Genomic DNA, 24207 nt, shown 5'->3' on the forward strand with positions numbered 1-24207 from the left:
AAGGAGGGCATATGGCGGACCATCAGCCTTTCATCGTCCAAACGGGGCAATCTCACGCCGTGCGCGATGGGTGTTCCGCGCGGATGGACGAAGCCGGCGCGCAGGCTGCGGAAACGCAGCCGCGGCCGACCTATACGCAGATGGTGATACATAAAACGCTGGGCGTTTATTTTGCCAGACCCTATTCGCTGGCGGCTTGTTCGGAGCTGGTGCGCCGGCTTCGTTCGCTGGCGTTCATTCTGCTGGCGGCGGCGGGCATCGCCGGTCTGGTGCTGGGTGCGGGTGCACCGGCTTTTTCCGTCGTCTGGGTGGCGTGCGGCATCGCGCTGGTGCTTTGGGGCATCGGCGTTTTCCTGTTTGGGTTTGCGCGCTCTTTGCTCATGTGGCCGGCGGCTGTCGGCTGTGCCGCGCTCTATACCGGCGTGCGGTTCGCACTTTCGTGGGCATGGGGGCTGTCCCCGGTTTTGTTTGCCGCGCTGGCGGCTTTCCTGCTGGCGGTTTTGGCCGGCGTGATCTTTCGGCTGGCCAAGCGGTTCGTCATCGCGTCCAGCGTAACGTTCTGGCAGTATGAGCGCGACGGCATCCTGTGCGCGGCTGACCTTCCGTTGGGCGAGATGCCTCCGGTGGCCGGATATACCGTGTTTTTGCGCGGGGAGGTTCCTGTCTCGTTCGATGCGGAGCAGGAACCTGCGGAGGAAGTTGACATCCTTCTGGAGGACTGCGTTTTTTTCTGCCGGCGGAAGCGGCTGGTTTTCTGCGGATATGCGCTGGACGCGCGGCAGAAGCGGCTGACGCTGTACCTTTACGCGCGTGGAGTCCGGCAAAGCAGGCGCGCGTTCAAACGGTTTTTGAAACGCAGGGGGCTGGAGGCATCGGTGACCTGCAGCACCGATGCGGACTGGCAGCGCTTCCATGAAGAGGTCTATCCGGACGACACGGAATATCAGCAGATCCACAACCGGTTTTTATACGACAATATGGAGGCGGACGGCTTTGATTTTTCACAGGCCGTGCCGCAGGTCTATACGTTTTATTTTGCCCGGCGGGAAGACGCGCGTGCCTTCGCGGAGCAGGCTGTGCCGCTCGGCTACGAGGGCAGCCGGTATTATGACCGGGAGCGGGAAGCGAGTGTGGACGGCGACGGTCCCGCTTTTGCGCATGCCGTCTGCGTGCAGTTGACTGGTCGGGTGGGCCTTGCGCGTATGGATTGCAACACCGGCCGCGCCGTGGAGCTTGCCAGACAATTTCACGGGCGGTTCTACGAGTGGGAGGTCGGGGTGCTGGAGCCGGATGCTTCGACGGCATCAACATAAACCGGGGGCTATAGGCCGGTATGATGCGACGGAAAGCGGCCCCGGAGCGGGCCGTGTTCTGTTTTTTAAGGTTTTTTGGGACAAGGTCTTGCCATTCGCCATTCGACCTGCTATAATATAGAAAATTCCATATAAATTCGGACGAATGCAAAGCATTTTATGTCCAAATTACACAACTGCGGCTTTTTGAAAGCCGGCGCGATACGCGTACAATAAGGAGATGGTCCCATGCATGTCAACATTACAGGCCGCAAAACGCATCTCAAAGATCCCTTCAAAGAAAAGGTCACCAAGAAAGTCGGTAAATTCGACCGCTTTTTTGAACCCGACGCGACGGCATTTGTGACCGTTACGGTTGAGGGAGACCGGCAGACTGTCGAGATCACCATCAAGAACAAGGGCATCGTGTTCCGGTCGGAAGAAACGTCGCTGGATATGTCCGCCTCGCTCGATGTTGCCGTCGATCATATTCTGCGCCAGATCCATAAAAACAAATCCCGGCTTGAAAAACGGCTGCGTGTCGGCGCGTTTGACAGTGTGCCGGAGCTGCCGGATATTCCGCCGATGGAGGCCGTGCCGACGTTTGACGTGGTGAAGGTGAAATCGTTCCCCGTCAAGCCGATGGACGTGCAGGAGGCCATCCTGCAGATGAACCTTTCCGGGCACCTGTTCTTTGCGTTCCAGAATGCAAAGACCGAAACGGTCAATATTGTCTACAAGCGCAGCAAAGGCGGCTACGGTCTGCTGGAGCCTGTGGCGGACGATGAGGAATAATTGCCGGCGCGCGACGGACCACCGGTTTTAACGAGGGCGGACGGTTGCTTCAACCGTCCGCCCTTTGTGTTGTCGGCGCGTGTGGTGTTCTTATCCGGAGCCTTGATAAACATCGCAAAGGGATTTCCGGCGCCGTGCTGTCCCGGAAAGCCGACCGGCACTGCAGTGCAAGAGCAGTGTCATCTGACACCGGGGGACTTGGTAAGTCCGCCGAAGTCGAACGTACCGTCGGACGGATGGTATAGCACCGTACCCGACAGTCGGGCATCCCCCTCAAGTGCCGAGGGGGCGGGGTGGTCGGTGACCTGCATGTCTACATCCAGCTTGAGGGTGTCGCTGCCCGTCCATGAAAGGTTTTGGATGTTGCTGTAATAGACGCCGTGCCAATCCGGATTGGCGGGCGCGCCTTCACGGTAGAGGGTGTAGCCCTTTTTTTGCAGAGGCGCGGCCATCGTGCCGATGAGCTCGCCGGAGAGTGTGTCGGGCTGTCCGAGCGTGATGATGAACCCCCACGACCCCTTGCGGCCGGTCAGGTTGACGGCCACATGCTTCCCGTCGGGGGAAACGGCCGCCTGTGCGATGGACGAGGTATAGCCGTCCACGCTCAGCGTATCCAGATAGAGCTTACCGTCCCGGAGGGTCCACAAGCGGTGTCCGCCGCCCAGCGTGGCTTCAAAATGGTCGGCAAACGCCAGTGTTTTGCGGTCGCTGCTGGCGGAAATGTGCGGGCTGGAAAACGAGCCATCCAGCACGTCCAGCGTGAAAGTGCAGGCATTTCGCACGTTTTTGGAAGGCGAGGTTTTCTCCAGCTCCCGCAGCAGGGGTACGGCCTGCTCTTTTGCCGACGGCACACCGCAATAGCCGATGAGCGCATAGGCGCTTTCCCACTGCACAACATAGCTGGTCTCTTTTAACCCTTTCAGATAGAGGTTTGCGCCGTATTTTTGCAGCAGCGCGGTTTCTTCGCCCGCATCCTCAGAAACGGGATCGTTTGCGTCGTAGAATGCAAAATCGGGCGGGTTTTGGGCCAGGGGATAGGCTTTTTCCCAATAGAGATGGATCTCGTCCGCGGCGGCGGAATCGACGGTCTGCACCGTGCCGGCCGGCGGCAGATACGGGCCGCTGCCGGCGGTGAAAAGCGGGCCTTTCAGCACCGGAGCGGAGGGGGCGCCAGAGCCCTCCGAAGCCGCGCTTTGGCCGGACTGCGGTGCGCTGATTCGGGCGGAAATGGCCGGAGTGGTGTGATGCGGCGCGATGGAGCAGCCTGCCAGCAGAAGCAGGCCGCATCCGAGTGCGAGCAGCTTTTTTTTCATGTTTCGTCTCCCGTCTTTCATGTCATAAGATGGATTGTCCGCTCTCTTCCAGTCTAGCAGGCGGGCAGGACAAATACGGTGTGCAAACCGTTACGAAGTGGTGAAAAAAAGATGACAGGCTGCCGCCCCAGCGAGTGAGAGCACGGTTGTATCGGCTGGGAAAATCGGGTATAATAAACCGATATGGCAGTACGCACCGGCATGTTTCGGCAGTTTTTTCGGGAGATGTCCGGTAAACTGGGCGTATGTGCGGATGGGATGGAGAGACAATGGCGTATACAGTGGTTTGCCCCTGCCTGTTTGGGCTGGAGAGCCTGGTGGCGGAGGAAGCGCGTGCACTTGGCTTTGCCGACGCGGCCGCGGCCGACGGGCGCGTGACATTCACGGCGGACAAAGACGGCATCGCGCGCGCCAACATTGGCCTGCGCTGTGCCGAACGGGTGCTCGTGCGGCTGGGCGAATTCCCCGCTCGCAGTTTCGAGGAGCTGTTTGAGGGGGTGCGCGCCCTGCCGTGGGAGGAATTCGTGGGCAAACACGACGCATTCCCGGTGAAAGGCTGGTCGCTCAAATCCACGCTGCACAGCGTGCCGGACTGCCAGGCCATCATCAAAAAAGCGGCTGTGGAGCGGCTGAAGACCCGCCACCATGTGGAATGGTTCGAGGAGACCGGCCCGCTGGTGCAGATCCGTTTTTCCATTCACAAGGACATTGTGGATATCTGTCTGGACACCTCGGGCGACGGCCTGCACAAGCGCGGCTACCGCCCCAAGTCCAACGAGGCGCCGCTGAAGGAGACGCTGGCGGCGGCGATCGTGCGCCTGTCCCGCCCGTTTGCGGACAAGCTTTTTTGCGATCCCATGTGCGGCTCCGGCACGCTGGTCATCGAGGCGGCCATGCTGCTGCAGAACATCGCGCCCGGCCTGAACCGCAGCTTTGCCGCCGAGCGTTGGGGCTGGCTGCCCGCCGCGGTGTGGCGGGAGGCACGCGCCGCCGCGCGGGATGCGGTGGATCGCAAGCCCTGCCTGATCGAAGGCAGCGACATCGACCCCGCCGCCGTGGCGTTGGCGCGGGAAAACGCCGGTCGCGCGGGCGTGGGGGAAAGCATCCGCTTTGCCCGGCGCGATGTGCGCGATTTTTCGCCCGAGCAGGCGCGCGGCGAGGTGGTGTGCAACCCGCCATACGGCGAGCGCATGCTGGAAGTGCGCCAAGCGGAGGAACTCTATGCCGAGTTGGGTGCGCTCTACCGCAGGTTGCCGCAGTTTCAGTTCTATATCATCAGCCCCAGCGACCGGTTCGAAGCGCTGTTCGGCGCGCGTGCCGACAAACGCCGCAAGCTGTATAACGGCATGATCCGTTGCGAATTGTTTCAGTATTTTCGTCCGCGTGTGAAAAAATAGGCAAAAAACACAAAGAATTCCGTGTTTGTCTGTATGCTGTTTGGCAGATTGACGAAAATGCAAATATTCCCGCAAGGCCCCTTGATTTTTATGGGGCGCGTGATTACAATAGTCTTAGCACTCAAGGAAATGGAGTGCTAATTGTTTGCAGGTATAAAATTCGTTCAAGGAGGAATTTGAAAATGGCACTGAAACCTCTTGCGGACAGAGTCGTTATTAAACTGGTCGAGGCGGAGGAAACCACCCGGGGCGGCATCATCCTGCCGGACAACGCCAAGGAAAAACCCCAGGTGGCGGAAGTGGTCGCGGTGGGTCCCGGCGGCCTGGTGGACGGCAAGGAAGTGCAGATGTATCTGCAGCCTGGCCAGAAGGTCATCGCCAGCAAATATGCCGGCACCGAAGTGAAGGTCGATGGGGAAGAATACACCATCGTGCGGCAGAACGACATTCTGGCCGTTGTGGAATAAGAGCCTGTCCGTAAATCGGAAAAGGCAGGCCCGTTCGCAAACAGTCTGATCAGGTGCCCGGAAGGCAACCCTGTAAATTACGGGAGGTATAGGTTACCATGGCAAAAGAGATCATTTACGGCGAAGACGCCCGCAAAGCGCTCCAGAAGGGCGTGGACCAACTCGCCGATACCGTTAAGATCACCCTCGGTCCCAAAGGCCGCAATGTGGTGCTCGAGCGCAAATACGGCTCGCCCCTCATCACCAACGACGGCGTGAGCATCGCCAAGGAGATCGAGCTGGACGATCCGTTTGAGAACATGGGCGCACAGCTGGTCAAAGAAGTCGCCACCAAGACCAACGACGTGGCCGGCGACGGCACCACCACCGCCACCCTGCTCGCGCAGGCGCTCATCCGTGAAGGCATGAAAAACGTGGCCGCGGGCGCCAGCCCGATGGCCATCAAACGGGGCATCCAGAAAGCGGTCGACGCCGCCGTGGAGACCTTGAAGAAAAATGCGAAACAGATCAGCGGCCCGGCGGACATCGAAAGCGCCGCCACCATCTCCGCGGGCGATGCCTTCATCGGCAAACTGATCGCGGAAGCGATGGAGAAAGTGACCAGCGACGGCGTCATCACGGTCGAGGATTCCAAGACCGCCGAGACCGCCTGCGATGTGGTCGAGGGCATGCAGTTCGACCGTGGCTATATCACCCCGTACATGGCCACCGATACCGAGAAGATGGAAGCCGTCATCGACGATGCGCTGCTGCTCATCACCGATAAGAAGCTTTCCAGCATCCAGGATGTCCTGCCTCTTCTGGAAGAAATCGTGAAAGCCGGCAAAAAGCTGGTCATCATTGCCGAGGACGTGGAGGGCGAGGCGCTTTCCACCCTCATCGTCAACAAACTGCGCGGCACCTTTACCTGTGTAGCCGTCAAAGCCCCGGGCTACGGCGACCGCCGCAAAGACATGCTGCGTGACATCGCCATTCTTACCGGCGGCGAAGTCATCTCCAGCGACCTCGGCTTCGAGCTGAAAGACACCACCATGGCGCAGCTCGGCCATGCCCGCCAGGTCAAGGTCAGCAAAGACAACACCACCATCGTGGAAGGCGCCGGCGACGCGCAGGCCATCAAAGACCGCGTTGCGCAGCTGCGTGCCCAGCTCGCGGCCGCGACCGTCGAGTTCGACAAAGAGAAGCTCCAGGAGCGCATTGCGAAACTGGCAGGCGGCGTGGCGGTTCTCCGCGTGGGTGCGGCGACCGAAACCGAGATGAAAGAAAAGAAACTGCGCATCGAAGACGCGCTGTCAGCCACCAAAGCGGCTGTGGCCGAAGGCCTGGTGGCCGGCGGCGGCACCGCACTGGTGAACACCCTGCCGTCCGTGAAGGCGCTGCTCGATACCGAGGAAGATGCCGACGAGAAGACCGGCATCCGCATCGTCATCAAAGCCCTTGAGGAGCCGGTGCGCCAGATCGCGGCCAACGCGGGTCTGGAAGGTTCGGTCATCGTTGACAAGATCCTCCAGTGCGGCAAAGTGAACTACGGCTTCAACGCCGCCAAAGAAACCTACACCGATATGTTCGAGGCACGCATTGTGGACCCGACTAAGGTGACCCGCAGCGCGCTGCAGAACGCGGCCTCCGTGGCGGCCATGGTGCTCACCACCGAGTCCCTCGTGGCCGACAAGAAGGAAAAAGAAGCGGCTGCTCCGGCCATGCCGAATCCGGGCATGGGCGGCATGGGCGGCATGTACTAAGCTGTTCCTGTTCACGGTTTTTCCCCAAGGGCCGTTTTTTCCAGCAGATAGATGGCTCACAGCGCAGAAGGCGCGGGACGCAGGTCCCGCGCCTTCTGGCGTTTGCGGTGCGGGCTGCGGAAATGCGGGTTGCATTTCAATCCACGCCCTTTTATAATAGGATAGAATGTGTAGCACGGCCGCCGGGGCGGCGGCTTTAATAGAAAGGCGGAAATACGATATGGCACAGGACGGCGGCAAAAAACTGGTGGAGGCCATCACCCCCATGGAAGAGGACTTTGCCAAATGGTATACGGACATCGTGAAAAAAGCGGAACTGGTGGATTATTCGAGCATGCGCGGCTGCCTGTTCATTCGTCCGTACGCTTACGCCATCTGGGAAAACATCCAGAAGGTGCTGGATGCGAAGTTCAAGGAAACCGGGCATGAGAATGTCTATATGCCGCTGTTCATCCCGGAGAGCCTGCTGCAAAAGGAAAAGGACCACATCGAGGGCTTTGCGCCGGAAGTCGCGTGGGTGACGCACGGCGGTGGCGAAAAACTGGAAGAACGGCTTTGCGTGCGTCCCACCAGCGAGACGCTGTTCTGCGAGCACTATTCGCACATCGTGCACAGCTACCGCGACCTGCCCAAGCTGTACAACCAGTGGTGCTCGGTGGTGCGGTGGGAAAAGACCACCCGGCCGTTCCTGCGCTCACTGGAGTTTTTGTGGCAGGAGGGGCACACCCTGCATGAGACGGAAGCGGAAGCCCGCGAAGAAACCACCCGCATGCTCAATATCTATGCGGATTTTTGCGAGCAGGTGCTGGCCATGCCAGTGGTGAAAGGCCGAAAAACCGAAAAGGAAAAGTTCGCGGGCGCGGTGGATACCTGCTCCATCGAGGCGATGATGCACGACGGCAAGGCCCTGCAAAGCGGCACGTCGCATTATCTGGGCGACGGGTTCACCCACGCGTTCGATATCCAGTACACCGGGCGGGACAACACGCTCAAATACCCGTTCCAGACCTCGTGGGGCGTGACCACCCGTCTCATCGGTGCCATCATCATGGTGCACGGCGACGACAGCGGTCTGGTGCTGCCGCCCCGCATCGCGCCCACGCAGTTGGTCATCGTGCCGGTAGCCATGCACAAGCCCGGCGTGCTTGAGAAAGCAAACGAGCTGCTTGTCCGCCTGCAGAAGACGCTGCGCGTGAAGCTGGATGCATCCGATAACTCGCCTGGCTGGAAGTTTGCCGAATATGAGATGAAAGGCGTGCCCCTGCGGCTGGAGATCGGCCCGCGGGACATCGAGCAGAACCGCTGCGTGGTGGTGCGCCGCGACGACCGGCAGAAAATCGAGGTCTCGTTGGACGAACTGGAAACGCGCCTGCCCGCTATTCTGGACGATGTGCACGAAGCGCTTTACAAAAAAGCGCTGGAGCGGCAAAACGCCATGACCTATGCCTGCACCGACTGGGACGGGTTTGTGCGCACGGCGGACGAAAAGCCCGGCTTTATCAAAGCCATGTGGTGCGGAGACCAGGCCTGCGAGGAAAAAATCAAGACGGACGCGGGCCTGACCTCCCGGAACATCCCGTTTGAGCAGGAGCATCTGTCCGATACTTGCATCTGCTGCGGCAAGCCCGCTAAACACATGGTCTATTGGGGCAAGGCCTATTAAGACGGCGCGCACGGGGAAGGTGGGGGAGACGGATGCCGTATCCATGGTTGGATGAGTATCTTTTGTCTAAGATGGACGTCACCAAAGATTATAAAGAAGAGTGGAGTGCCACCCGGTATTTTGTCGGCGGAAAGATGTTCGCTATGCAGGGCGGCGATAAGACTGGCAAGCCGGTCTTTACCATGAAACTGGAACCGATGTACGGCGATTTTCTGCGCCGCACCCATCCGGATATCGTGCCGGGATATCATATGAATAAGGTGCATTGGAACTCGCTTTATCTGGATGGCGTTGTGCCGGATGACGTGGTGCGCGAGATGGCCGACCAATCGTATCAGATCGTTTTGCAGGCCTTGTCCCGGAAGATACAAAAAGAAATCATCGGCTGACCATAGCAGGGAGCGCCCATGCAGATGTTTACTGCATGGGTGCTCCCTGCTTGTCGTGACCGGTGTCCGCCTATTTTGCCAGTTGCAGCGCTTTGTACGTGATGAAGATGCGCCGCCCGAAAATCGAACCGCAGGAGACCGCCAGCAGCGAAAGGGAGAGCAACGAGGCGAACGGCATCCCCACGAAAAACAGTTGGACGCTCAATTTGATAAGAATAACGGCGGCGTAGAACGCAACGCTTGCATATGAATTGCGGTAGAACACCCCTCTTGCGTCCACGCCGAATCGCATGGATTTGCCGCGCAGTAGCCCGATCCCGAATCCCGCGCATCCGCCAACGATCGTAGCCAGCGCAATCGCGACCTGCATCGCGGGCGCGGGGGCGGGAAACTGCAGGAATGCATCTGAGGTGACGGAAAGAAATAAAACCGGCACCAGCCAGATCAGCACCAGGTTGAAGCGCTTTACTTTGCCTCGCGCGACACTTAAAAACATGAGGATGATCACGAACAGGGAAATGGCAATGAAGATTTGCGGATTCATAACAGACCCCCCTGACAGAAGCGGAATGATTGGCTTGCAAGTGTATTATAAAGGAGATACCCAGTGGTTGGAACATGCCAAACGTCACGATCCGGTATGACATTCGGCACATTCGCGCGTTGGGCAGGCATCCCCGCTGGTCAAGTGTAGGGTATCTAGGCAGATTTGTGCACACCATACAAAAACGTGCACCATATTTCTATAAACAGGCTAAAACATATTTCCTTGCAACAATGTGGGGTTTATGCTATACTGTATAGGCGCGCTGAAAAAAACGCGCAGATATGCGTTGAAGCGAGAGGTTGCCGCGTTTTCGCGGGTAATTTTCGTGGAGTATGTCCGATTTTAAACCGGGCGGTACCATAGTGGACGCCGGGCGCTTTTCGCGCCCTTGCGTAGCGATGCGACATTTTCCCGGATAGATTTGCACCCTGCAGCTATCCGGTTTTTCATTATCCGGTCACGAAACACCCGGATGTGTGTTCAATTTTTATCGCATCGGCGGCAACCGGATTATTCAAGGAGGCGAACCAAGATGGCAGTAAAGGAAAAGATTCGTATCAGGCTCAAGAGTTACGACCATCAGCTCATCGACCAGTCGGCGGAGAAGATCGTGGAGACCGCGAAGCGCACAGGCGCGCGTGTGTCCGGCCCGGTGCCGCTGCCGACCGACCGCGAGATCGTGACCATCCTGCGCGCGGTGCACAAGTACAAGGACAGCCGCGAGCAGTTCGAGACCCGCACCCACAAGCGGCTCATCGACATCCTGCGCCCGTCGCCCAAGACGGTGGACGCGCTGATGGGCCTTGAGTTGCCGGCGGGCGTCGAGATCGAGATCAAGCTCTGAGAAAACACGGTTTTCTCCATTGCCGGCGCGCGGGTTTGCCCGCGGCGCAGGTCATGTTGGCAAAGGGGCATGTGCCCCGTGAGGCCAACCAATAACCAAAGGAGGCAGGTTCCATGCAAAAAGGCATCATCGGTAAAAAAATCGGCATGACCCAGCTCTTCGACGAGCGCGGGAACGTTATTCCCGTCACCGTCATCGAAGCCGGGCCCTGCGTTGTGGTGCAGAAAAAGACCGTCGAGGTCGACGGCTATGAAAGTGTGCAGCTCGGTTTTGAAGAAGTGCGCGAAAAGCTGCTGAACAAACCGGAAAAAGGCCACTTTGAGAAGGCGGGCGTCGCGTCCAAGCGCGTACTGCGCGAGTTCCGTCTGGAGGACATGAGCGCCTTGAACGTCGGCGACATCGTCAAAGCGGACGTATTCGCCGCGGGCGACCGCGTGGACGTGGCCGGCACCAGCAAAGGTAAAGGTTACGCCGGCGTTATCAAGCGCTGGGGCCACCACCGCCTGAAGATGACCCACGGTACCGGCCCGGTGCACCGCGAAGTCGGTTCCATGGGTGCCAGCACCAATATGTCCCGTGTGCCCAAGGGCAAGAAAATGGCCGGGCAGATGGGCAACGAACGTGTGACCGTGCAGAACCTTGACGTGGTCAAGGTGGACGCCGAAAACAATCTCATCGCGCTGAAAGGTGCCATTCCCGGCCCCAAAGGCGGTATCGTCATACTCGCCGACAGCGTCAAAAAAGCCTAAGGGAAGGAGGATGCGCAATGCCTAAAGCGACAGTATTCAACATCGCGGGCGAGCAGGTCGGAGAGATCGAGCTTGCCGATTCCGTGTTCGGCATCGAGCCGAACAAAACCGCGCTGCATACCGTGGTAGTCAACTACCTGGCCAACCAGCGGCAGGGCACTCAGTCCACGCTCACCCGTTCCGAGGTTTCCGGCGGCGGCCGCAAGCCGTGGCGCCAGAAAGGCACCGGCCATGCGCGCCAGGGTTCCACCCGCGCGCCGCAGTGGAAACACGGCGGGATTGCGCTCGGCCCCAAGCCGCGCAGCTATACCTACACCGTGAACAAGAAAGTGCGCCGTCTTGCTCTCAAGTCCGCGCTTTCGGCCAAACTGGCCGCCGGGGAGCTCGTGGTGCTGGACGCCATCTCCCTCCCGGAGATCAAGACCAAACAGGTCGTCACGATCCTCAGCAAGTTTGAAACGAGCAAAAAAGCGCTGTTCGTCACCGCGGGCGTCAACGAGAACCTTGTCAAGAGCGCGCGCAACATCCCGGGCGTGAAAACCGCCAGCACGGGCAGCCTGAATGTATACGACCTGCTTGACAGCAATAAGTTCTTCATTTCCAAAGACGCGGTCGCCGCACTCGAGGAGGTGTACGCATAATGAAAGCGCCTCAGGACGTCATCATCCGTCCGGTCATCACCGAAAAGAGCATGGCCGGCATCGCCAACAAAATCTACACCTTCCGTGTCGCGTCCGAAGCCGGCAAGGTCGAAATTGCCAAAGCGGTCGAAGAACTGTTCGGCGTGCAGGTCGCCAAGGTGAACACCATCAGTGTGCGCGGACGCTCCCGCCGGGTGGGCCGCAGCACCGGCTATACCTCCGACTGGAAGAAAGCCATCGTCACGCTCAAAGAAGGCTCGAAAGCCATCGAGTTCTTTGAAGGCCTCGCGTAACGTTCCGTAACGAAAAGGGAGTGAAACCAGAATGGCAATCAGAAAATATGGCCCCACTTCCCCGGCACGGCGGAACATGACCGTTCCCACGTTCGAGGAGCTTTCCAAAGTGGAGCCGGAGAAGAGCCTGCTCGTCAGCCTTCCCAAACACGCCGGCCGCAACAGCTACGGCCGCATCACCGTTCGCCATCGCGGCGGCGGCAACCGCGTGAAATACCGCATCATCGACTTCAAGCGCGACAAGATCGACGCGCCCGCCAAAGTGCTTTCGGTGGAGTACGATCCGAACCGCTCGGCCTATATCGCCCTGCTCCAGTATGAAGACGGCGAGAAACGCTATATCCTCGCACCGCTCGGCCTCAAAGCGGGCGACACCGTCCTCTCCGGCAAGGAAGCGGACATCAAGCCCGGCAACAGCCTGGCGCTTTCCGATATCCCGGTCGGTACGTTCGTGCACAATATCGAGCTGCACCCCGGCAAAGGCGGCCAGCTTGCGCGCGCGGCGGGCATCATGGCCCAGCTGATGGCGCGTGAGAACGGCATGGCGCTCATCCGCCTGCCGTCCGGCGAACTGCGCAACGTGCCGCAGGAATGCCGCGCCACCATCGGCCAGGTCGGCAACATCGACCATGAGAACGTCAAGATCGGTAAAGCGGGCCGCAAACGCCACATGGGCTGGCGCCCGACCGTCCGCGGTTCCGTCATGAACCCGAACGACCATCCGCACGGCGGTGGTGAGGGTAAATCCCCGATCGGCCGTCCCGGCCCGGTTACCCCGTGGGGCAAGCCGACCCTCGGTTACAAGACCCGCAAGAAGAAGCTGGCTTCCGATAAATTCATCGTCAAACGCCGCGGCGGCAAATAATTTCTGCGCGGGCCCGTGCCCGCGTGCTGAAAGGAGGACCTTTACGGTATGAGCAGAAGCTTGAAAAAACCGCCTTATGTAGAAGAAGCGCTGATGAAGCGCGTTGTGGCGCTGAACAAATCCGGCGAGAAGACCGTGCTCAAGACATGGAGCCGCGCGTCCACCATTTTCCCGGAATTTGTCGGCCATACCATCGCCGTGCACGACGGCCGCAAGCATGTGCCCGTGTATGTCACGGAGGACATGGTGGGTCACAAGCTCGGTGAGTTTGCCCCCACCCGTACGTTCAAGGGCCATTCCGGCTCTAAAGTCAGCAATTCCAGATAATGCAGGAAGGAGGAACCCCATGCCAGCAGTTGCACACCTGCGCTACGCGCGTATCGCGCCCCGCAAGGTTCAGATCGTGCTCGACCTCATCCGCAACAAACCGGTTGACGTCGCCGTCGCGATTTTGAAACACACGCCGAAATCGGCCAGCGAATACCTGATCAAACTGCTCCAGTCGGCCATCGCCAATGCCGAAAACAACCACGCCATGGATGTTTCCCGGCTGTATGTGTCGGAGTGCTTTGTCTGCCCGGGCCCCATGCTCAAACGGATCCGTCCCAGAGCGCACGGCCGCGCGTTCCCCATCCTCAAGCGCACGTCCCATGTGACCATCGCGCTCGAGGAAGCTGCGGAACCGAAAAACGCTTAAGAGGAGGGAAAGTATGGGCCAGAAAGTCAATCCGCACGGTTTGCGTGTGGGCGTTATCAAAGACTGGGATTCCCGCTGGTTTGCCAAGGACAATGTCTTCGGCGATCTCCTCGTGGAGGACTACAACCTGCGGAATTACCTTAAAAAGAAACTGTTTTCAGCCGGCATCCCGCGCATCGAGATCGAACGCGACGCTTCCCGCGTCCGCATTCACATCCACTGCGCAAAACCCGGCATGGTTATCGGCAAGGGCGGCGTCGAGATCGACAAGCTGCGTACCGAGCTCGAGGCCAGACTGGGCAAGCCGGTTTCCATCAATATCGTGGAAGTGCGCAGCCCGGACGTGAACGCGCAGCTCGTGGCCGAGAACATTGCCGCGCAGCTTGAAAAACGTATTTCGTTCCGTCGCGCCATGAAGCAGTCCATCGGCCGCGCCATGAAACTGGGTGCCAAGGGCATCAAAGTCACCGTCGCAGGTCGCTTGGGCGGCGCCGAGATCGCGCGCGTGGAGCACTACCACGAAGGCACCATCCCCCTGCAGACGCTCCGCGCCGATATCGACTATGGGTTTTCCGAAGCGAAGACCACCTACGGCCGCATCGGCGTAAAAGTCTGGATCTACAAGGGCGAGGTTTTGCCGGAAGTCCGCAGAGCACCCAAGGAAGGGGGAGAGCAGTAATGCTGATGCCCAAACGCGTCAAGTTCCGCCGTCAGCAGCGCGGCCGTCTCACCGGCCGGGCCCTGCGCGGCAATACCGTCACCTACGGCGAGTACGGCATCCAGGCGCTGGAGCCGGCGTGGATCACGTCCAACCAGATCGAAGCCGCCCGTATCGCCATGACCCGTTTCACCAAGCGCGGCGGCCAGGTCTGGATCAAGATATTCCCGCACAAGCCCATCACCGAGAAGCCGGCCGAGACCCGCATGGGCTCCGGTAAAGGCTCTCCCGAATACTGGGTGGCCGTGGTGAAACCCGGCCGTATCCTGTTCGAGATTGGCGGCGTGTCCGAGGAAATCGCCCGCGAAGCCACCCGCCTTGCGATGTACAAACTGCCCATCAAATGCAAGTTTGTTAAGAAGGAAGAAACGGATGGTGAGCAGTCATGAAAGCACAGGAGATCCGGACCAAATCGGTCGAAGACCTCAACAGCCAGCTCAAGGACCTCAAAGCTGAGCTTTTCAACCTTCGTTTCCAACTCGCCATCAACCAGCTGGAGAACCCCATGCGGATCAAGGCCGTGAAGAAGGACATTGCCCGCATCAAAACGGTGTTGCGCGAAACGGAAATGCGCGAAGGCGCCTAAGGCTTTGGAAGGAGGAACATCCATGAGCGAAAGAACCACACTGCGCAAAACCCGCGTGGGCCGCGTGGTGAGTGATAAAATGGACAAAACGCTGGTGGTTGCCATTGAGGACAACGTCAAGCACCCGCTGTATAAAAAGATCATCAAGCGCACGCTGCGCCTGAAAGCCCATGATGAGAACAACGAAGCCAAAATCGGCGACCGCGTTTCCATCACTGAGACCCGCCCGCTCTCCAAAGACAAGCGCTGGCGTCTGGTCAAGATCCTCGAAAGAGCGAAATAAGTCATCCGTTTAGGAAGGAGGCGGCACCGTGATTCAACAGCAAACGTATCTGAAAGTGGCAGATAACACCGGCGCGAAGGAACTGATGTGCATCCGTGTGCTCGGCGGCTCCCGTCGGCGCTATGCCAACATCGGCGATATCGTCGTGGCTTCGGTCAAAAAAGCAACACCCGGCGGCGTTGTGAAAAAAGGCGACGTGGTGAAAGCCGTCATCGTCCGTTCCGTCAAAGGCGTGGGCCGGCTGGACGGCACGCACATCCGCTTTGACGAAAACGCCGCGGTCATCATAAAAGAAGATAAAACCCCACGGGGCACCCGCATTTTCGGGCCGGTGGCGAGGGAACTGCGCGAGAAGGAATATCTCAAGATCCTCAGCCTTGCTCCCGAAGTGCTTTGATGGGAGGCGCAATTGTTATGAGCAAAGTGCACGTCAAAAAAGGCGACACCGTGCAGGTCATTTCCGGTAAGGATCGCGGCAAACAGGGCAAAGTGCTCGAAGTGAGCCCCAAAGAAGGCAAGGTCATCGTGGAAGGCCGCAACATGGTCACCAAGCATGTCAAGCCGCGCAAAATGGGTGAGCAGGGCGGCATTGTCAAAGCCGAGGGCGCACTGTATGCCAGCAAGGTCATGATCGTCTGCCCCAAGTGCGGAAAACCCACCCGTATCGGCCACACCATCGCCGAGGACGGGACCAAGACCAGAGTGTGCCGCAAATGCGGCGCAACTCTGTGAGTTTCAGGAGGATAGCACATGGCCAGACTCAGAGAAACCTATAAAAACGAAATCGCTCCTGCGCTAATGAAGAAGTTCAATTATAAAAGCGTGATGCAGATCCCCAAAATCGAGAAAGTGGTTATCAACGTCGGCTGCGGAGACGCGCGCGACAATGCCAAGGCCATCGACGCGGTGATGGAAGAGATCGGCATGATCACCGGCCAGAAGCCGGTGGTGACCAAGGCCCGCAAGTCTGTTGCAAACTTCAAATTGCGCGAGGGCATGAACATCGGCGTGAAGGTTACGCTGCGCCAGAACAGGATGTATGAGTTCATCGACCGCCTGTTCAACACGGCTCTGCCGCGCGTGCGCGACTTCCGAGGCATCAACCCCAACTCGTTCGACGGCCGCGGCAACTACGCGCTTGGCCTGAAAGAGCAGTTGATCTTCCCGGAAATCGATTATGATAAAGTGGATAAAGTGCGTGGCATGGATGTTATTTTTGTGACCACCGCGCAGACCGACGAGGAAGCAAGAGAACTGCTCACCCTGTTCGGCGCGCCGTTCCGTAAATAAGGGGGTTGTGTTGTGGCAAAGTTATCAATGAAAATCAAGCAGCAGAGGACGCCGAAATTCTCCACCCGGAGCTATAACCGTTGCAAAATCTGCGGCCGGCCGCACGCCTATCTCCGTAAATACGGCGTCTGCCGTATCTGCTTCCGCAATCTTGCCTACAAAGGCGAGATTCCCGGTGTGAAAAAGGCCAGCTGGTAATACAGCTCGAAAGGAGGTTTCGACGCATGCAAGTCACCGATACCGTCGCCGATATGCTTACCCGCATCCGCAATGCAAATTCGGCTAAGCATGATACCGTCGATATCCCCGCGTCCAATTTGAAGAAGGCCATCGCCCGTATTCTGCTCGACGAGGGGTATATCCGGAATTATACCGTTATAGAAGATAATAAGCAGGGCACTATCCGCATCAACTTGAAATATGGCCCGAGCAAGTCCCATGTCATCACGGGTCTGCGCCGGGTCTCCAAACCCGGCCTGCGCATGTACGCAAACTGCGAGGACATGCCGAAAGTGATGAAAGGCCTTGGCATCGCCATCGTTTCCACCTCCAAGGGCATCATGACCGACCGCGAGGCGCGCAAGGAAAACGTGGGCGGCGAAGTGCTGGCCTTTGTGTGGTAAGGAGGGTTTTGTATGTCGCGTATCGGTAAACAGCCGATTGAAATACCGAACGGCGTAAACGTCACGCTGGCGGAAGGCAACACGGTCATCGTGAAAGGCCCCAAAGGCGAACTGACTCAGTCGTTCCATCCCGATATCAAGATCACCATCGAGGGCAGCGTTATCCACATCACCCGCCCCGATGATGAGAAGGAACACCGCGCGTTGCACGGTCTCACCCGCTCGCTCGTCGCCAACATGGTGCACGGCGTGGTCGAAGAGTACCACAAGGAACTCGAAATCAACGGTGTCGGTTACCGTGCCGCCAAGCAGGGTAAAAAAGTGACCTTCAATCTCGGCTATTCCCATCCGGTCATCGTTGAGGAGGTGCCGGGCATCACCATCGACGTGCCCGCGCCCAATAAGATCATCGTGCATGGCCCGGACAAACAGCAGGTCGGCCAGTTTGCCGCGGAACTCCGTGAAAAACGTCCGCCCGAACCTTATAAGGGCAAAGGCGTCAAGTATGCGGACGAAGTCATTCACCGCAAAGAAGGTAAAGCCGGTAAGGGCGGTAAGAAATAAGGAAGGAGCGAGAAGCCATTATGATCAACAAACCCGACAACAACAAAGCACGGCTGCGGCGGCATAAGCGTGTGCGCGGAAAGATTTCCGGCACCGCCGAGCGTCCGCGTCTGAACGTATTCCGCTCCCTCCATCACATCTACGCGCAGGTCATCGACGATGTCGCGGGCGTGACGCTTGTCGCCGCATCCACGATGGATAAAGATTTCGAAGGAACGGGCGGAAACAAAGAGGCGGCCAAAAAAGTCGGCCTTGCAATCGCCAAAAAAGCGGCGGAAAAAGGCATTATCGAAGTGCGGTTCGACCGCGGCGGATTTGTCTATCATGGCCGTATCAAAGAACTCGCAGATGGCGCCCGTGAGGGCGGCCTGAAGTTCTGATTGAGGAGGGATGGCTTTGGCACGGAATAATTTTCGTTCTAATAATAGAGAAGAATCCGATCTGAATGAAAAGGTCGTCGCAATCAACCGTGTTTCCAAAACGGTAAAGGGCGGCCGTATCTTCAAGTTTGCCGCGCTGGTCGTCGTGGGCGACGGCAAAGGCAAAGTCGGTTTCGGCATTGGTAAATCAGGCGAGGTGCCCGACGCGATCCGCAAGGGCATCGAAGACGCGAAGAAAAACCTCTTCACGGTGGCGCTCAAAGGCACCACCATCCCGCACGAGATCGTCGGCGCGTTCGGCGCGGGCCGCGTGCTGCTCAAACCCGCCGCCCCCGGTACCGGCGTGATCGCCGGCGGCCCTGTGCGCGCCGTGGTTGAAGTGGCCGGTATCAAAGACATCCGCACCAAAGCGTTGCGCTCCAATAACCCCTGCAATGTGGTCCGCGCGACCATCCAGGGGCTCAAGAGCATCCGGGGCGCCGAGCGGGTCGCCGAGATCCGGGGCAAAACCGTCAAGGAAATCCTGGGCTAAGGAGGAGCAGCCATCATGGCAGAACTGAAAATCACGCTGCTCAAAAGCCTGAGTGGCAGAAAAGCGTCCCATATCGCCACCGCGCACGCGCTTGGCCTGCGTAAGATCCGCGATGAGGTCACGCAGCCGGATAACCCCCAGACGCGGGGCAAAATCAATCAGATCAGCTATCTCGTCGAGGTAGTGGAAGCATAAAAAGGAGGTGCGAAGCCCATGAAGCTGTATGAACTCTCGCCCGCCGAAGGCGCGTCCAAAGACGCGTTCCGCGTAGGCCGCGGCATCGGTTCCGGCAACGGCAAAACGTCCGGCAAGGGCCATAAGGGCCAGAAAGCCAGAAGCGGCGGCGGCGTGCGCCCCGGTTTTGAAGGTGGCCAGATGCCCCTTGTGCGCCGTATCCCGAAGCGCGGTTTTACCAACATCTTCGCCAAGCCCTATGCGCACGTCAATGTGCAGGCCCTCAACGTGTTTGAGGACGGTGCGGTGGTGGACGCAGCGGCGCTCAAAGAAGCCGGACTGGTCAAAAAGGCTCCCTACGGCGTGAAAGTGCTCGCCCAGGGTGAGCTGACCAAGAAGCTCACCGTCAAAGCTTCCGCTTTTTCCGAAGCCGCAAAGCAGAAAATCGAAGCGGCCGGCGGAACCACCGAGGTGATTTGAGATGTTTGATACGTTCCGTAATGCATGGAGATCGCCCGAACTGCGCAAAAAGCTGCTCTATACGTTGCTTGTCATCGTCATCTTCCGTATCGGCGCGGCCATCACGGTTCCCTATCTGAACCTGACCGCGCTGCATAACGAAATAGCCAGCGGCGGCAATAGCCTTATGGGATATATCGACATCCTCACTGGCGGCGCCCTTTCGCGCGCCACCATCTTTTCCATGTCCGTCACGCCCTATATCAACGCCACCATCATCATCCAGTTGCTCACCGTGGCCATTCCGGCCTTGGAGCGCTTGAGTAAGGAAGGCGAAGTAGGGCGTAAAAAACTCAACAGTATCACCCGCTATTTCACCATGATCCTCGGCCTTGGGCAGGGCCTCGGCATGTATTTTTATCTGCGGGGTTACGGCATCACCGAGTATAACACAGGTTTTTCCGCCGTGTTTTCCGCAGCCGTCATTGTGGCGGTGTTCACGGCGGGCAGCTGCCTGATGATGTGGCTTGGTGAACAGATCAACGACAAAGGCATCGGCAACGGCATTTCCATTCTGCTTTTTGCCGGTATCGTCAGCCGCGGCCCGTCCATCGGCAGCGCCATCTCGAAATACTGGCAGATCGGCGGGCAGTATCATGTGCTCATCCCGCTGCTCGTGGTGCTGGGGCTCTTCGTGGTGGTCGCCATCGTGTTCATGAACGACGCCGAGCGCCGCATCCCGGTGCAGTATGCCAAACGCGTGGTCGGCCGTAAGATGTACGGCGGGCAGAGCTCTTATATTCCCATTAAAGTGACGATGTCCGGCGTCATGCCGATCATCTTCGCGTCTTCCATCGTGAGCATCCCGTCCATCATCGGCGGTTTCCTTCCCAAGACGTCCACTGTTTACAAGGTGTTCACCTGGTTTGGCTATACATCGTGGCTCTACGCGGTGGTCTATTTCGTTCTCATCATTCTCTTTAACTTCTTCTATGTCGCCATCCAATACAACCCCTTTGAAATTTCTAACAACCTTCGTAAAAACAACGGCGGCATCCCGGGTATCCGTCCGGGTAAACCCACCGCCGATTATATCCAGCGCGTCATCTCGCGCGTGACGCTCATCGGGGCGGTCTTCCTCGGTCTGGTGGCCGTACTGCCCATCGCGCTTTCGGCGGGCGCGGGCCTGAACATCGCGCTCGGCGGCACCAGCCTGCTCATCCTGGTGGGCGTGGCGCTGGACACGCAGCGGCAGCTCGAGTCGCAGATGATGATGCGGCATTACAAGGGATTCCTTGAGTAACACGGACGACCGGCGGCACGACCGCCACCGGCCCAGACGGGAGGCAACAATGAACCTGATCCTATTGGGAGCCCCGGGCGCCGGCAAGGGCACGCAGGCAGAAAACATCTGTGCACATTTCCACATTCCCACCATTTCCACCGGCAACATGCTGCGCGAAGCGGTGAAAAACGGCACGAAGCTCGGCCTGGAAGCCAAGGCCTATATGGATGCGGGCAAACTGGTGCCCGACGCCGTCCTGGTGGGCATGATCCAGGAAAAGCTGAAAGAGCCGGCGTATCAGAACGGCTTTATCCTCGACGGTTTCCCGCGCACGGTGCCGCAGGCCGAGGCGCTCGATCAAATGGGCGTGCGGATCGACACCGTGTTGGAGATCGACGTGCCGGACGAACGCATCGTGGCGCGCATGGCGGGCCGCCGGGTCTGTGAGATCTGTGGCACGTCCTATCACACCGAATACCGTCCGCCGAAAACGGAAGGTATCTGCGACGCGGACGGCGGCAGGCTGGTGCAGCGCGCCGACGATGCGCCCGAGACCGTCAAGGCGCGCCTGGAGGTCTACCACACGCAGACCGAGCCGGTCAAGGCATATTATGCCAAGCAAGATAAACTTTCCGTGGTGGAGGGGCAGGAGGATATCGCCGATACCACCCGCCTGACCCTGCAAACGTTAGAAGGCCGGTCATGATCATTCTGAAAAACGAGCATCAGCTTCAAAAAATGCGGGAGGCCGGCCGGATCTCTCAGCTGGCCCTGCTGGAGGGCGGCAAGCATGTCGAACCCGGCATCACCACCGCAGATCTGGATCATATCATGCATGAATTCATTGTCCGGGCGGGTGCCAAACCGTCGTTCCTCGGATACGGCGGGTTCCCGGCTACCGCGTGCATCTCGGTCAACAACGAAGTCATCCACGGCATCCCGGACAAAAAGCACAAGATCCAGAATGGCGACATCGTCAGCATCGATGTGGGCGCTATTTACGAGGGTTTCAACGGCGACAATGCATGGACGTTTCCGGCCGGCACGATCAGCGACGAGGCGCAGGCGCTGCTGGACGCCACCCGCGAGAGTCTGTTTGAAGGTATCCGGGCGGCAAAGCCCGGCAACCGCGTCGGCGATATCGGCCATGCGGTGCAGTCCTATGTGGAGGCGCGCGGCTTTTCGGTGGTGCGCCCTTATGTGGGGCACGGCGTGGGAGAAGACATGCATGAGGAGCCGGATGTTCCCAACTATGGGCGCGTGGGACATGGCGCAAGGCTTGTTCCGGGCATGGTAATCGCGATCGAGCCCATGATCAATCAGGGCGCAAAGGAAGTCCGTACCCTGCAAAACGGCTGGACGGTCACCACGGTGGACGGCAGCCTGTCGGCACATTTTGAACACACCGTCGCCATCACGGAAAACGGCCCCGTGATTCTTACGGCCCCGTGATGGGGGAGGTTTCATGGAGATACAGACCGGAAGCGTCGTGCTCTCCCTGGCCGGGCACGACAAGGGCGGCACCTTTGCCGTGATTGATTTTGCAGACGACAGCCATGCGCTCATAGCGGACGGCAAACGCCGCAAAACGGAAAAACCCAAACGCAAAAAGTGCAAGCATTTGCAGGTGGTAGGCCGTCTGGACCTGCCGGATGCGGGCAGGGCGACCAATCGCCAGATCAGGAAAGCGCTCGGTGCATTCGGCGCCGATGCGGCTGCGGTTTCCGGGGGAGGAATTTAGCTTGTCCAAAGACGACATGATCGAGCTTGAAGGTATTGTGAGAGAAGCGCTGCCCAACGCGATGTTTCAGGTGGAGCTTCCCAATAATCACATGATTCTGGCACACATCTCCGGCAAACTGCGCATGAACTATATCCGCATCTTGCCGGGAGACAAAGTCACCGTGGAAATGTCCCCATACGACTTGACCCGCGGGCGCATCACCTGGCGCTCGAAATAACCGTTCAACGCGACGGCCGCTCCGCGGCCGTGTCCATCCGAAAGGGAGGAACCGTAAGATGAAAGTAAGGCCTTCGGTAAAGCCCATGTGCGAAAAATGCAAGGTTATCAAACGCAAGGGGCGCATCATGGTCATTTGCGAAAATCCCAAGCATAAACAGCGGCAGGGCTGATCTGCCGGAAAACAATGGAGGTGTAACCATATGGCTCGTATAGCCGGCGTGAATCTGCCCAACGAAAAACGGGTGGAGATCGGTTTGACGTATATTTTCGGCATCGGCCGCAAATCAGCGGACGACATTATCAAAGCCACCGGTATAAATCCCGACATCCGTGTCAAGGATTTGACCGAAGAACAGGTCTCCCTGCTGCGTGATATCATCGACAAAGAGTACACCATCGAAGGCGACCTGCGCCGCCGTGTCGCGCTGAACATCAAACGTCTGGTGGAAGTCGGCTGTTACCGGGGCGTGCGCCATCGCAAGGGCCTGCCCGTCCGCGGCCAGCGCACCAAAACGAACGCACGCACGCGCAAAGGTCCGAAGAAGACCATTGCGAATAAGAAGAAATAATCAGGGAGGGATATTGAATGGCCAACAAGGCTGTTGCCAATAAAAAGGGCGCTACCGCCACCCGCAAACGCCGTGAGCGCAAAAACATCGACCGCGGCGCCGCGCACATCCAGTCGACGTTCAACAACACCATCGTCACCATTACCGATACCCAGGGCAATTCGATCTCCTGGGCAAGCGCGGGCGGCCTGGGCTTCCGCGGTTCCCGCAAAAGCTCCCCGTTCGCCGCGCAGATGGCGGCCGAAACCGCCGCCAAAGTGGCGATGGAGCATGGCATGAAAACCATCGAAGTCTTCGTCAAGGGCCCGGGCGCCGGCCGTGAAGCGGCCATTCGTGCCTTGCAGGCCGCGGGTCTGGAAGTGAACATGATCAAGGATGTCACGCCCATCCCACACAACGGCTGCCGTCCTCCGAAACGGCGTCGCGTTTGATTCAGAAACAGGAGGTGTTTGAATACAATGGCAAGATATACGGATTCCGTTTGCAAACTCTGCCGCCGCGAAGGCCAGAAACTGTTCCTGAAAGGCGAGCGCTGCTATTCGGATAAATGTTCGGTGGGCCGCCGCAGCTACGCGCCGGGCCAGCATGGCCAGGACCGCAAGAAAGTCTCCGAGTACGGCATCCAGCTGCGCGCCAAACAGAAAGCCCGCCGCTATTACGGCGTGCTGGAGCGCCAGTTCCGCCACTACTTCGAAATTGCCGAGTCCAAGCCCGGCATCACCGGTGAGAATCTGTTGCGTCTTCTGGAGCTTCGTCTGGATAACGTGGTCTACCGTCTCGGCTTTGCCAGCTCGCACGCTCAGAGCCGCCAGATGGTGCGCCACGGCCACTTCACCATCAATGGCAAAAAAGCCAATATCCCGTCCATGCGCGTGCGGGTCGGCGATGTGGTCGCCGTCAAAGAAGGCAGCCGCACCAACGAATTCATCAAGAGTGTGGTGGAAGCCAATGCTTCCCGCCCGATTCCCAAGTGGCTGGAAATCAACCGCGAGGCCCTTTCGGGCACAGTAGCCGTGCTGCCCAACCGCGAAGACATCGACCTGTCGGTTGAAGAGCATCTCATCGTCGAGCTGTATTCCAAGTAAGG

At 58.6% G+C, this 24207-nt stretch carries 39 protein-coding genes; 37 read left to right on the forward strand and 2 right to left on the reverse strand.

Going from position 1 to position 24207, the window contains the following annotated elements; all coding sequences use genetic code 11:
• Positions 1-11: 11 nt before the first annotated feature.
• Positions 12-1313: a ribonuclease E inhibitor RraB gene (locus ETHHA_RS01840; RefSeq protein ID WP_013484323.1), complete on the forward strand. Its 1302-nt coding sequence runs from the start codon at positions 12-14 to the stop codon at positions 1311-1313.
• Positions 1314-1541: 228 nt separating this feature from the next.
• The gene (gene hpf / locus ETHHA_RS01845) at positions 1542-2087 is read left to right on the forward strand and encodes a ribosome hibernation-promoting factor, HPF/YfiA family (RefSeq protein WP_013484324.1); all 546 of its coding nucleotides are present in this window, start codon (positions 1542-1544) and stop codon (positions 2085-2087) included.
• A 179-nt stretch (positions 2088-2266) separates the two neighbouring features.
• On the opposite strand, the gene ETHHA_RS01850 is transcribed toward hpf, so the two are convergent.
• A complete protein-coding gene (locus tag ETHHA_RS01850; protein WP_013484325.1) occupies positions 2267-3400 on the reverse strand; it encodes a hypothetical protein in 1134 nt (377 codons plus the stop codon).
• A gap of 269 nt (positions 3401-3669) precedes the next feature.
• On the opposite strand from ETHHA_RS01850, the gene ETHHA_RS01855 reads away from it, so the two are divergent.
• The 5 genes from ETHHA_RS01855 to ETHHA_RS01875 all read left to right on the forward strand — a co-directional run bounded on the left by ETHHA_RS01855 (position 3670) and on the right by ETHHA_RS01875 (position 9058).
• The gene (locus ETHHA_RS01855; RefSeq protein ID WP_013484326.1) at positions 3670-4797 is read left to right on the forward strand and encodes a THUMP domain-containing class I SAM-dependent RNA methyltransferase; all 1128 of its coding nucleotides are present in this window, start codon (positions 3670-3672) and stop codon (positions 4795-4797) included.
• Between the two features lie 182 nt (positions 4798-4979).
• Entirely contained in the window at positions 4980-5264 is a 285-nt protein-coding gene (locus tag ETHHA_RS01860) for a co-chaperone GroES (RefSeq protein ID WP_013484327.1), read from the forward strand.
• Between the two features lie 98 nt (positions 5265-5362).
• A complete protein-coding gene (groL, locus tag ETHHA_RS01865) occupies positions 5363-7006 on the forward strand; it encodes a chaperonin GroEL (RefSeq protein ID WP_013484328.1) in 1644 nt (547 codons plus the stop codon).
• Between the two features lie 265 nt (positions 7007-7271).
• The gene (gene proS / locus ETHHA_RS01870; protein ID WP_423219400.1) at positions 7272-8669 is read left to right on the forward strand and encodes a proline--tRNA ligase; all 1398 of its coding nucleotides are present in this window, start codon (positions 7272-7274) and stop codon (positions 8667-8669) included.
• Positions 8670-8701: 32 nt separating this feature from the next.
• Positions 8702-9058: an MmcQ/YjbR family DNA-binding protein gene (locus tag ETHHA_RS01875; RefSeq protein ID WP_013484330.1), complete on the forward strand. Its 357-nt coding sequence runs from the start codon at positions 8702-8704 to the stop codon at positions 9056-9058.
• A 70-nt stretch (positions 9059-9128) separates the two neighbouring features.
• Here ETHHA_RS01875 and ETHHA_RS01880 read toward each other — a convergent pair whose 3' ends face one another.
• The gene (locus ETHHA_RS01880; RefSeq protein WP_013484331.1) at positions 9129-9602 is read right to left on the reverse strand and encodes a hypothetical protein; all 474 of its coding nucleotides are present in this window, start codon (positions 9600-9602) and stop codon (positions 9129-9131) included.
• Positions 9603-10137: 535 nt separating this feature from the next.
• On the opposite strand from ETHHA_RS01880, the gene rpsJ reads away from it, so the two are divergent.
• The 30 genes from rpsJ (at position 10138) to rpsD (ending at position 24205) form a co-directional block, all read left to right on the forward strand.
• Positions 10138-10449 carry a 30S ribosomal protein S10 gene (gene rpsJ, locus ETHHA_RS01885; RefSeq protein ID WP_013484332.1) on the forward strand — a complete coding sequence of 104 codons (312 nt, stop codon included), beginning with the start codon at positions 10138-10140 and terminating at the stop codon, positions 10447-10449.
• A gap of 113 nt (positions 10450-10562) precedes the next feature.
• Positions 10563-11198 carry a 50S ribosomal protein L3 gene (gene rplC / locus ETHHA_RS01890; RefSeq protein WP_013484333.1) on the forward strand — a complete coding sequence of 212 codons (636 nt, stop codon included), beginning with the start codon at positions 10563-10565 and terminating at the stop codon, positions 11196-11198.
• Positions 11199-11215: 17 nt separating this feature from the next.
• Complete coding sequence (gene rplD, locus ETHHA_RS01895) at positions 11216-11839, forward strand: 50S ribosomal protein L4 (protein ID WP_013484334.1); 624 nt, start codon at positions 11216-11218, stop codon at positions 11837-11839.
• Positions 11839-12132 carry a 50S ribosomal protein L23 gene (gene rplW / locus ETHHA_RS01900; protein WP_013484335.1) on the forward strand — a complete coding sequence of 98 codons (294 nt, stop codon included), beginning with the start codon at positions 11839-11841 and terminating at the stop codon, positions 12130-12132. Before rplD ends, rplW begins: the two co-directional genes overlap by 1 nt.
• A gap of 31 nt (positions 12133-12163) precedes the next feature.
• Positions 12164-12997 (forward strand): 50S ribosomal protein L2, encoded by an 834-nt coding sequence (gene rplB, locus ETHHA_RS01905; protein WP_013484336.1) that lies wholly within the window; start codon positions 12164-12166, stop codon positions 12995-12997.
• Positions 12998-13045: 48 nt separating this feature from the next.
• The gene (rpsS, locus tag ETHHA_RS01910; RefSeq protein WP_013484337.1) at positions 13046-13324 is read left to right on the forward strand and encodes a 30S ribosomal protein S19; all 279 of its coding nucleotides are present in this window, start codon (positions 13046-13048) and stop codon (positions 13322-13324) included.
• Positions 13325-13343: 19 nt separating this feature from the next.
• Positions 13344-13694 (forward strand): 50S ribosomal protein L22, encoded by a 351-nt coding sequence (gene rplV / locus ETHHA_RS01915; protein ID WP_013484338.1) that lies wholly within the window; start codon positions 13344-13346, stop codon positions 13692-13694.
• 13 nt (positions 13695-13707) lie between these two features.
• Positions 13708-14373 carry a 30S ribosomal protein S3 gene (gene rpsC / locus ETHHA_RS01920; RefSeq protein ID WP_013484339.1) on the forward strand — a complete coding sequence of 222 codons (666 nt, stop codon included), beginning with the start codon at positions 13708-13710 and terminating at the stop codon, positions 14371-14373.
• Entirely contained in the window at positions 14373-14801 is a 429-nt protein-coding gene (rplP, locus tag ETHHA_RS01925; protein ID WP_013484340.1) for a 50S ribosomal protein L16, read from the forward strand. Before rpsC ends, rplP begins: the two co-directional genes overlap by 1 nt.
• Positions 14798-14998, forward strand: coding sequence for a 50S ribosomal protein L29 (gene rpmC / locus ETHHA_RS01930; RefSeq protein ID WP_013484341.1), 201 nt, complete (start codon positions 14798-14800; stop codon positions 14996-14998). The genes rplP and rpmC overlap by 4 nt, the downstream gene beginning before the upstream one ends.
• A gap of 22 nt (positions 14999-15020) precedes the next feature.
• Positions 15021-15281, forward strand: coding sequence for a 30S ribosomal protein S17 (gene rpsQ / locus ETHHA_RS01935; RefSeq protein WP_013484342.1), 261 nt, complete (start codon positions 15021-15023; stop codon positions 15279-15281).
• Between the two features lie 28 nt (positions 15282-15309).
• Positions 15310-15678, forward strand: coding sequence for a 50S ribosomal protein L14 (gene rplN, locus ETHHA_RS01940; RefSeq protein ID WP_013484343.1), 369 nt, complete (start codon positions 15310-15312; stop codon positions 15676-15678).
• A gap of 17 nt (positions 15679-15695) precedes the next feature.
• Positions 15696-16013 (forward strand): 50S ribosomal protein L24, encoded by a 318-nt coding sequence (gene rplX, locus ETHHA_RS01945; RefSeq protein ID WP_013484344.1) that lies wholly within the window; start codon positions 15696-15698, stop codon positions 16011-16013.
• 18 nt (positions 16014-16031) lie between these two features.
• Entirely contained in the window at positions 16032-16571 is a 540-nt protein-coding gene (rplE, locus tag ETHHA_RS01950; protein WP_013484345.1) for a 50S ribosomal protein L5, read from the forward strand.
• Between the two features lie 12 nt (positions 16572-16583).
• Positions 16584-16769 (forward strand): type Z 30S ribosomal protein S14, encoded by a 186-nt coding sequence (locus ETHHA_RS01955; protein ID WP_013484346.1) that lies wholly within the window; start codon positions 16584-16586, stop codon positions 16767-16769.
• 26 nt (positions 16770-16795) lie between these two features.
• Positions 16796-17194 carry a 30S ribosomal protein S8 gene (rpsH, locus tag ETHHA_RS01960; protein WP_013484347.1) on the forward strand — a complete coding sequence of 133 codons (399 nt, stop codon included), beginning with the start codon at positions 16796-16798 and terminating at the stop codon, positions 17192-17194.
• A 12-nt stretch (positions 17195-17206) separates the two neighbouring features.
• Positions 17207-17758, forward strand: coding sequence for a 50S ribosomal protein L6 (gene rplF / locus ETHHA_RS01965; RefSeq protein WP_013484348.1), 552 nt, complete (start codon positions 17207-17209; stop codon positions 17756-17758).
• Between the two features lie 20 nt (positions 17759-17778).
• Entirely contained in the window at positions 17779-18138 is a 360-nt protein-coding gene (gene rplR, locus ETHHA_RS01970) for a 50S ribosomal protein L18 (RefSeq protein WP_013484349.1), read from the forward strand.
• A gap of 10 nt (positions 18139-18148) precedes the next feature.
• A complete protein-coding gene (rpsE, locus tag ETHHA_RS01975; protein ID WP_049776521.1) occupies positions 18149-18670 on the forward strand; it encodes a 30S ribosomal protein S5 in 522 nt (173 codons plus the stop codon).
• A gap of 15 nt (positions 18671-18685) precedes the next feature.
• Entirely contained in the window at positions 18686-18865 is a 180-nt protein-coding gene (gene rpmD, locus ETHHA_RS01980; protein ID WP_013484351.1) for a 50S ribosomal protein L30, read from the forward strand.
• 18 nt (positions 18866-18883) lie between these two features.
• Positions 18884-19324 carry a 50S ribosomal protein L15 gene (gene rplO / locus ETHHA_RS01985; protein ID WP_013484352.1) on the forward strand — a complete coding sequence of 147 codons (441 nt, stop codon included), beginning with the start codon at positions 18884-18886 and terminating at the stop codon, positions 19322-19324.
• A 1-nt stretch (position 19325) separates the two neighbouring features.
• Entirely contained in the window at positions 19326-20606 is a 1281-nt protein-coding gene (gene secY / locus ETHHA_RS01990) for a preprotein translocase subunit SecY (RefSeq protein WP_013484353.1), read from the forward strand.
• A gap of 49 nt (positions 20607-20655) precedes the next feature.
• Complete coding sequence (locus ETHHA_RS01995) at positions 20656-21294, forward strand: adenylate kinase (RefSeq protein ID WP_013484354.1); 639 nt, start codon at positions 20656-20658, stop codon at positions 21292-21294.
• Positions 21291-22040 carry a type I methionyl aminopeptidase gene (gene map / locus ETHHA_RS02000; RefSeq protein ID WP_013484355.1) on the forward strand — a complete coding sequence of 250 codons (750 nt, stop codon included), beginning with the start codon at positions 21291-21293 and terminating at the stop codon, positions 22038-22040. The genes ETHHA_RS01995 and map overlap by 4 nt, the downstream gene beginning before the upstream one ends.
• Positions 22041-22053: 13 nt before the next feature.
• The gene (locus tag ETHHA_RS02005) at positions 22054-22329 is read left to right on the forward strand and encodes a KOW domain-containing RNA-binding protein (RefSeq protein WP_013484356.1); all 276 of its coding nucleotides are present in this window, start codon (positions 22054-22056) and stop codon (positions 22327-22329) included.
• Between the two features lies 1 nt (position 22330).
• Positions 22331-22549 carry a translation initiation factor IF-1 gene (gene infA, locus ETHHA_RS02010; RefSeq protein WP_013484357.1) on the forward strand — a complete coding sequence of 73 codons (219 nt, stop codon included), beginning with the start codon at positions 22331-22333 and terminating at the stop codon, positions 22547-22549.
• A 58-nt stretch (positions 22550-22607) separates the two neighbouring features.
• Positions 22608-22721, forward strand: coding sequence for a 50S ribosomal protein L36 (gene rpmJ, locus ETHHA_RS02015; RefSeq protein ID WP_013484358.1), 114 nt, complete (start codon positions 22608-22610; stop codon positions 22719-22721).
• 30 nt (positions 22722-22751) lie between these two features.
• Positions 22752-23120, forward strand: a complete 369-nt coding sequence (gene rpsM / locus ETHHA_RS02020) for a 30S ribosomal protein S13 (protein WP_013484359.1) — start codon at positions 22752-22754, stop codon at positions 23118-23120.
• A gap of 17 nt (positions 23121-23137) precedes the next feature.
• A complete protein-coding gene (gene rpsK, locus ETHHA_RS02025) occupies positions 23138-23551 on the forward strand; it encodes a 30S ribosomal protein S11 (RefSeq protein WP_013484360.1) in 414 nt (137 codons plus the stop codon).
• 27 nt (positions 23552-23578) lie between these two features.
• Entirely contained in the window at positions 23579-24205 is a 627-nt protein-coding gene (gene rpsD / locus ETHHA_RS02030) for a 30S ribosomal protein S4 (RefSeq protein WP_013484361.1), read from the forward strand.
• The last annotated feature ends 2 nt before the right edge of the window (positions 24206-24207 follow it).

This window comes from Ethanoligenens harbinense YUAN-3 (genome assembly GCF_000178115.2).
Classification (GTDB): domain Bacteria; phylum Bacillota; class Clostridia; order Oscillospirales; family Ethanoligenentaceae; genus Ethanoligenens; species Ethanoligenens harbinense.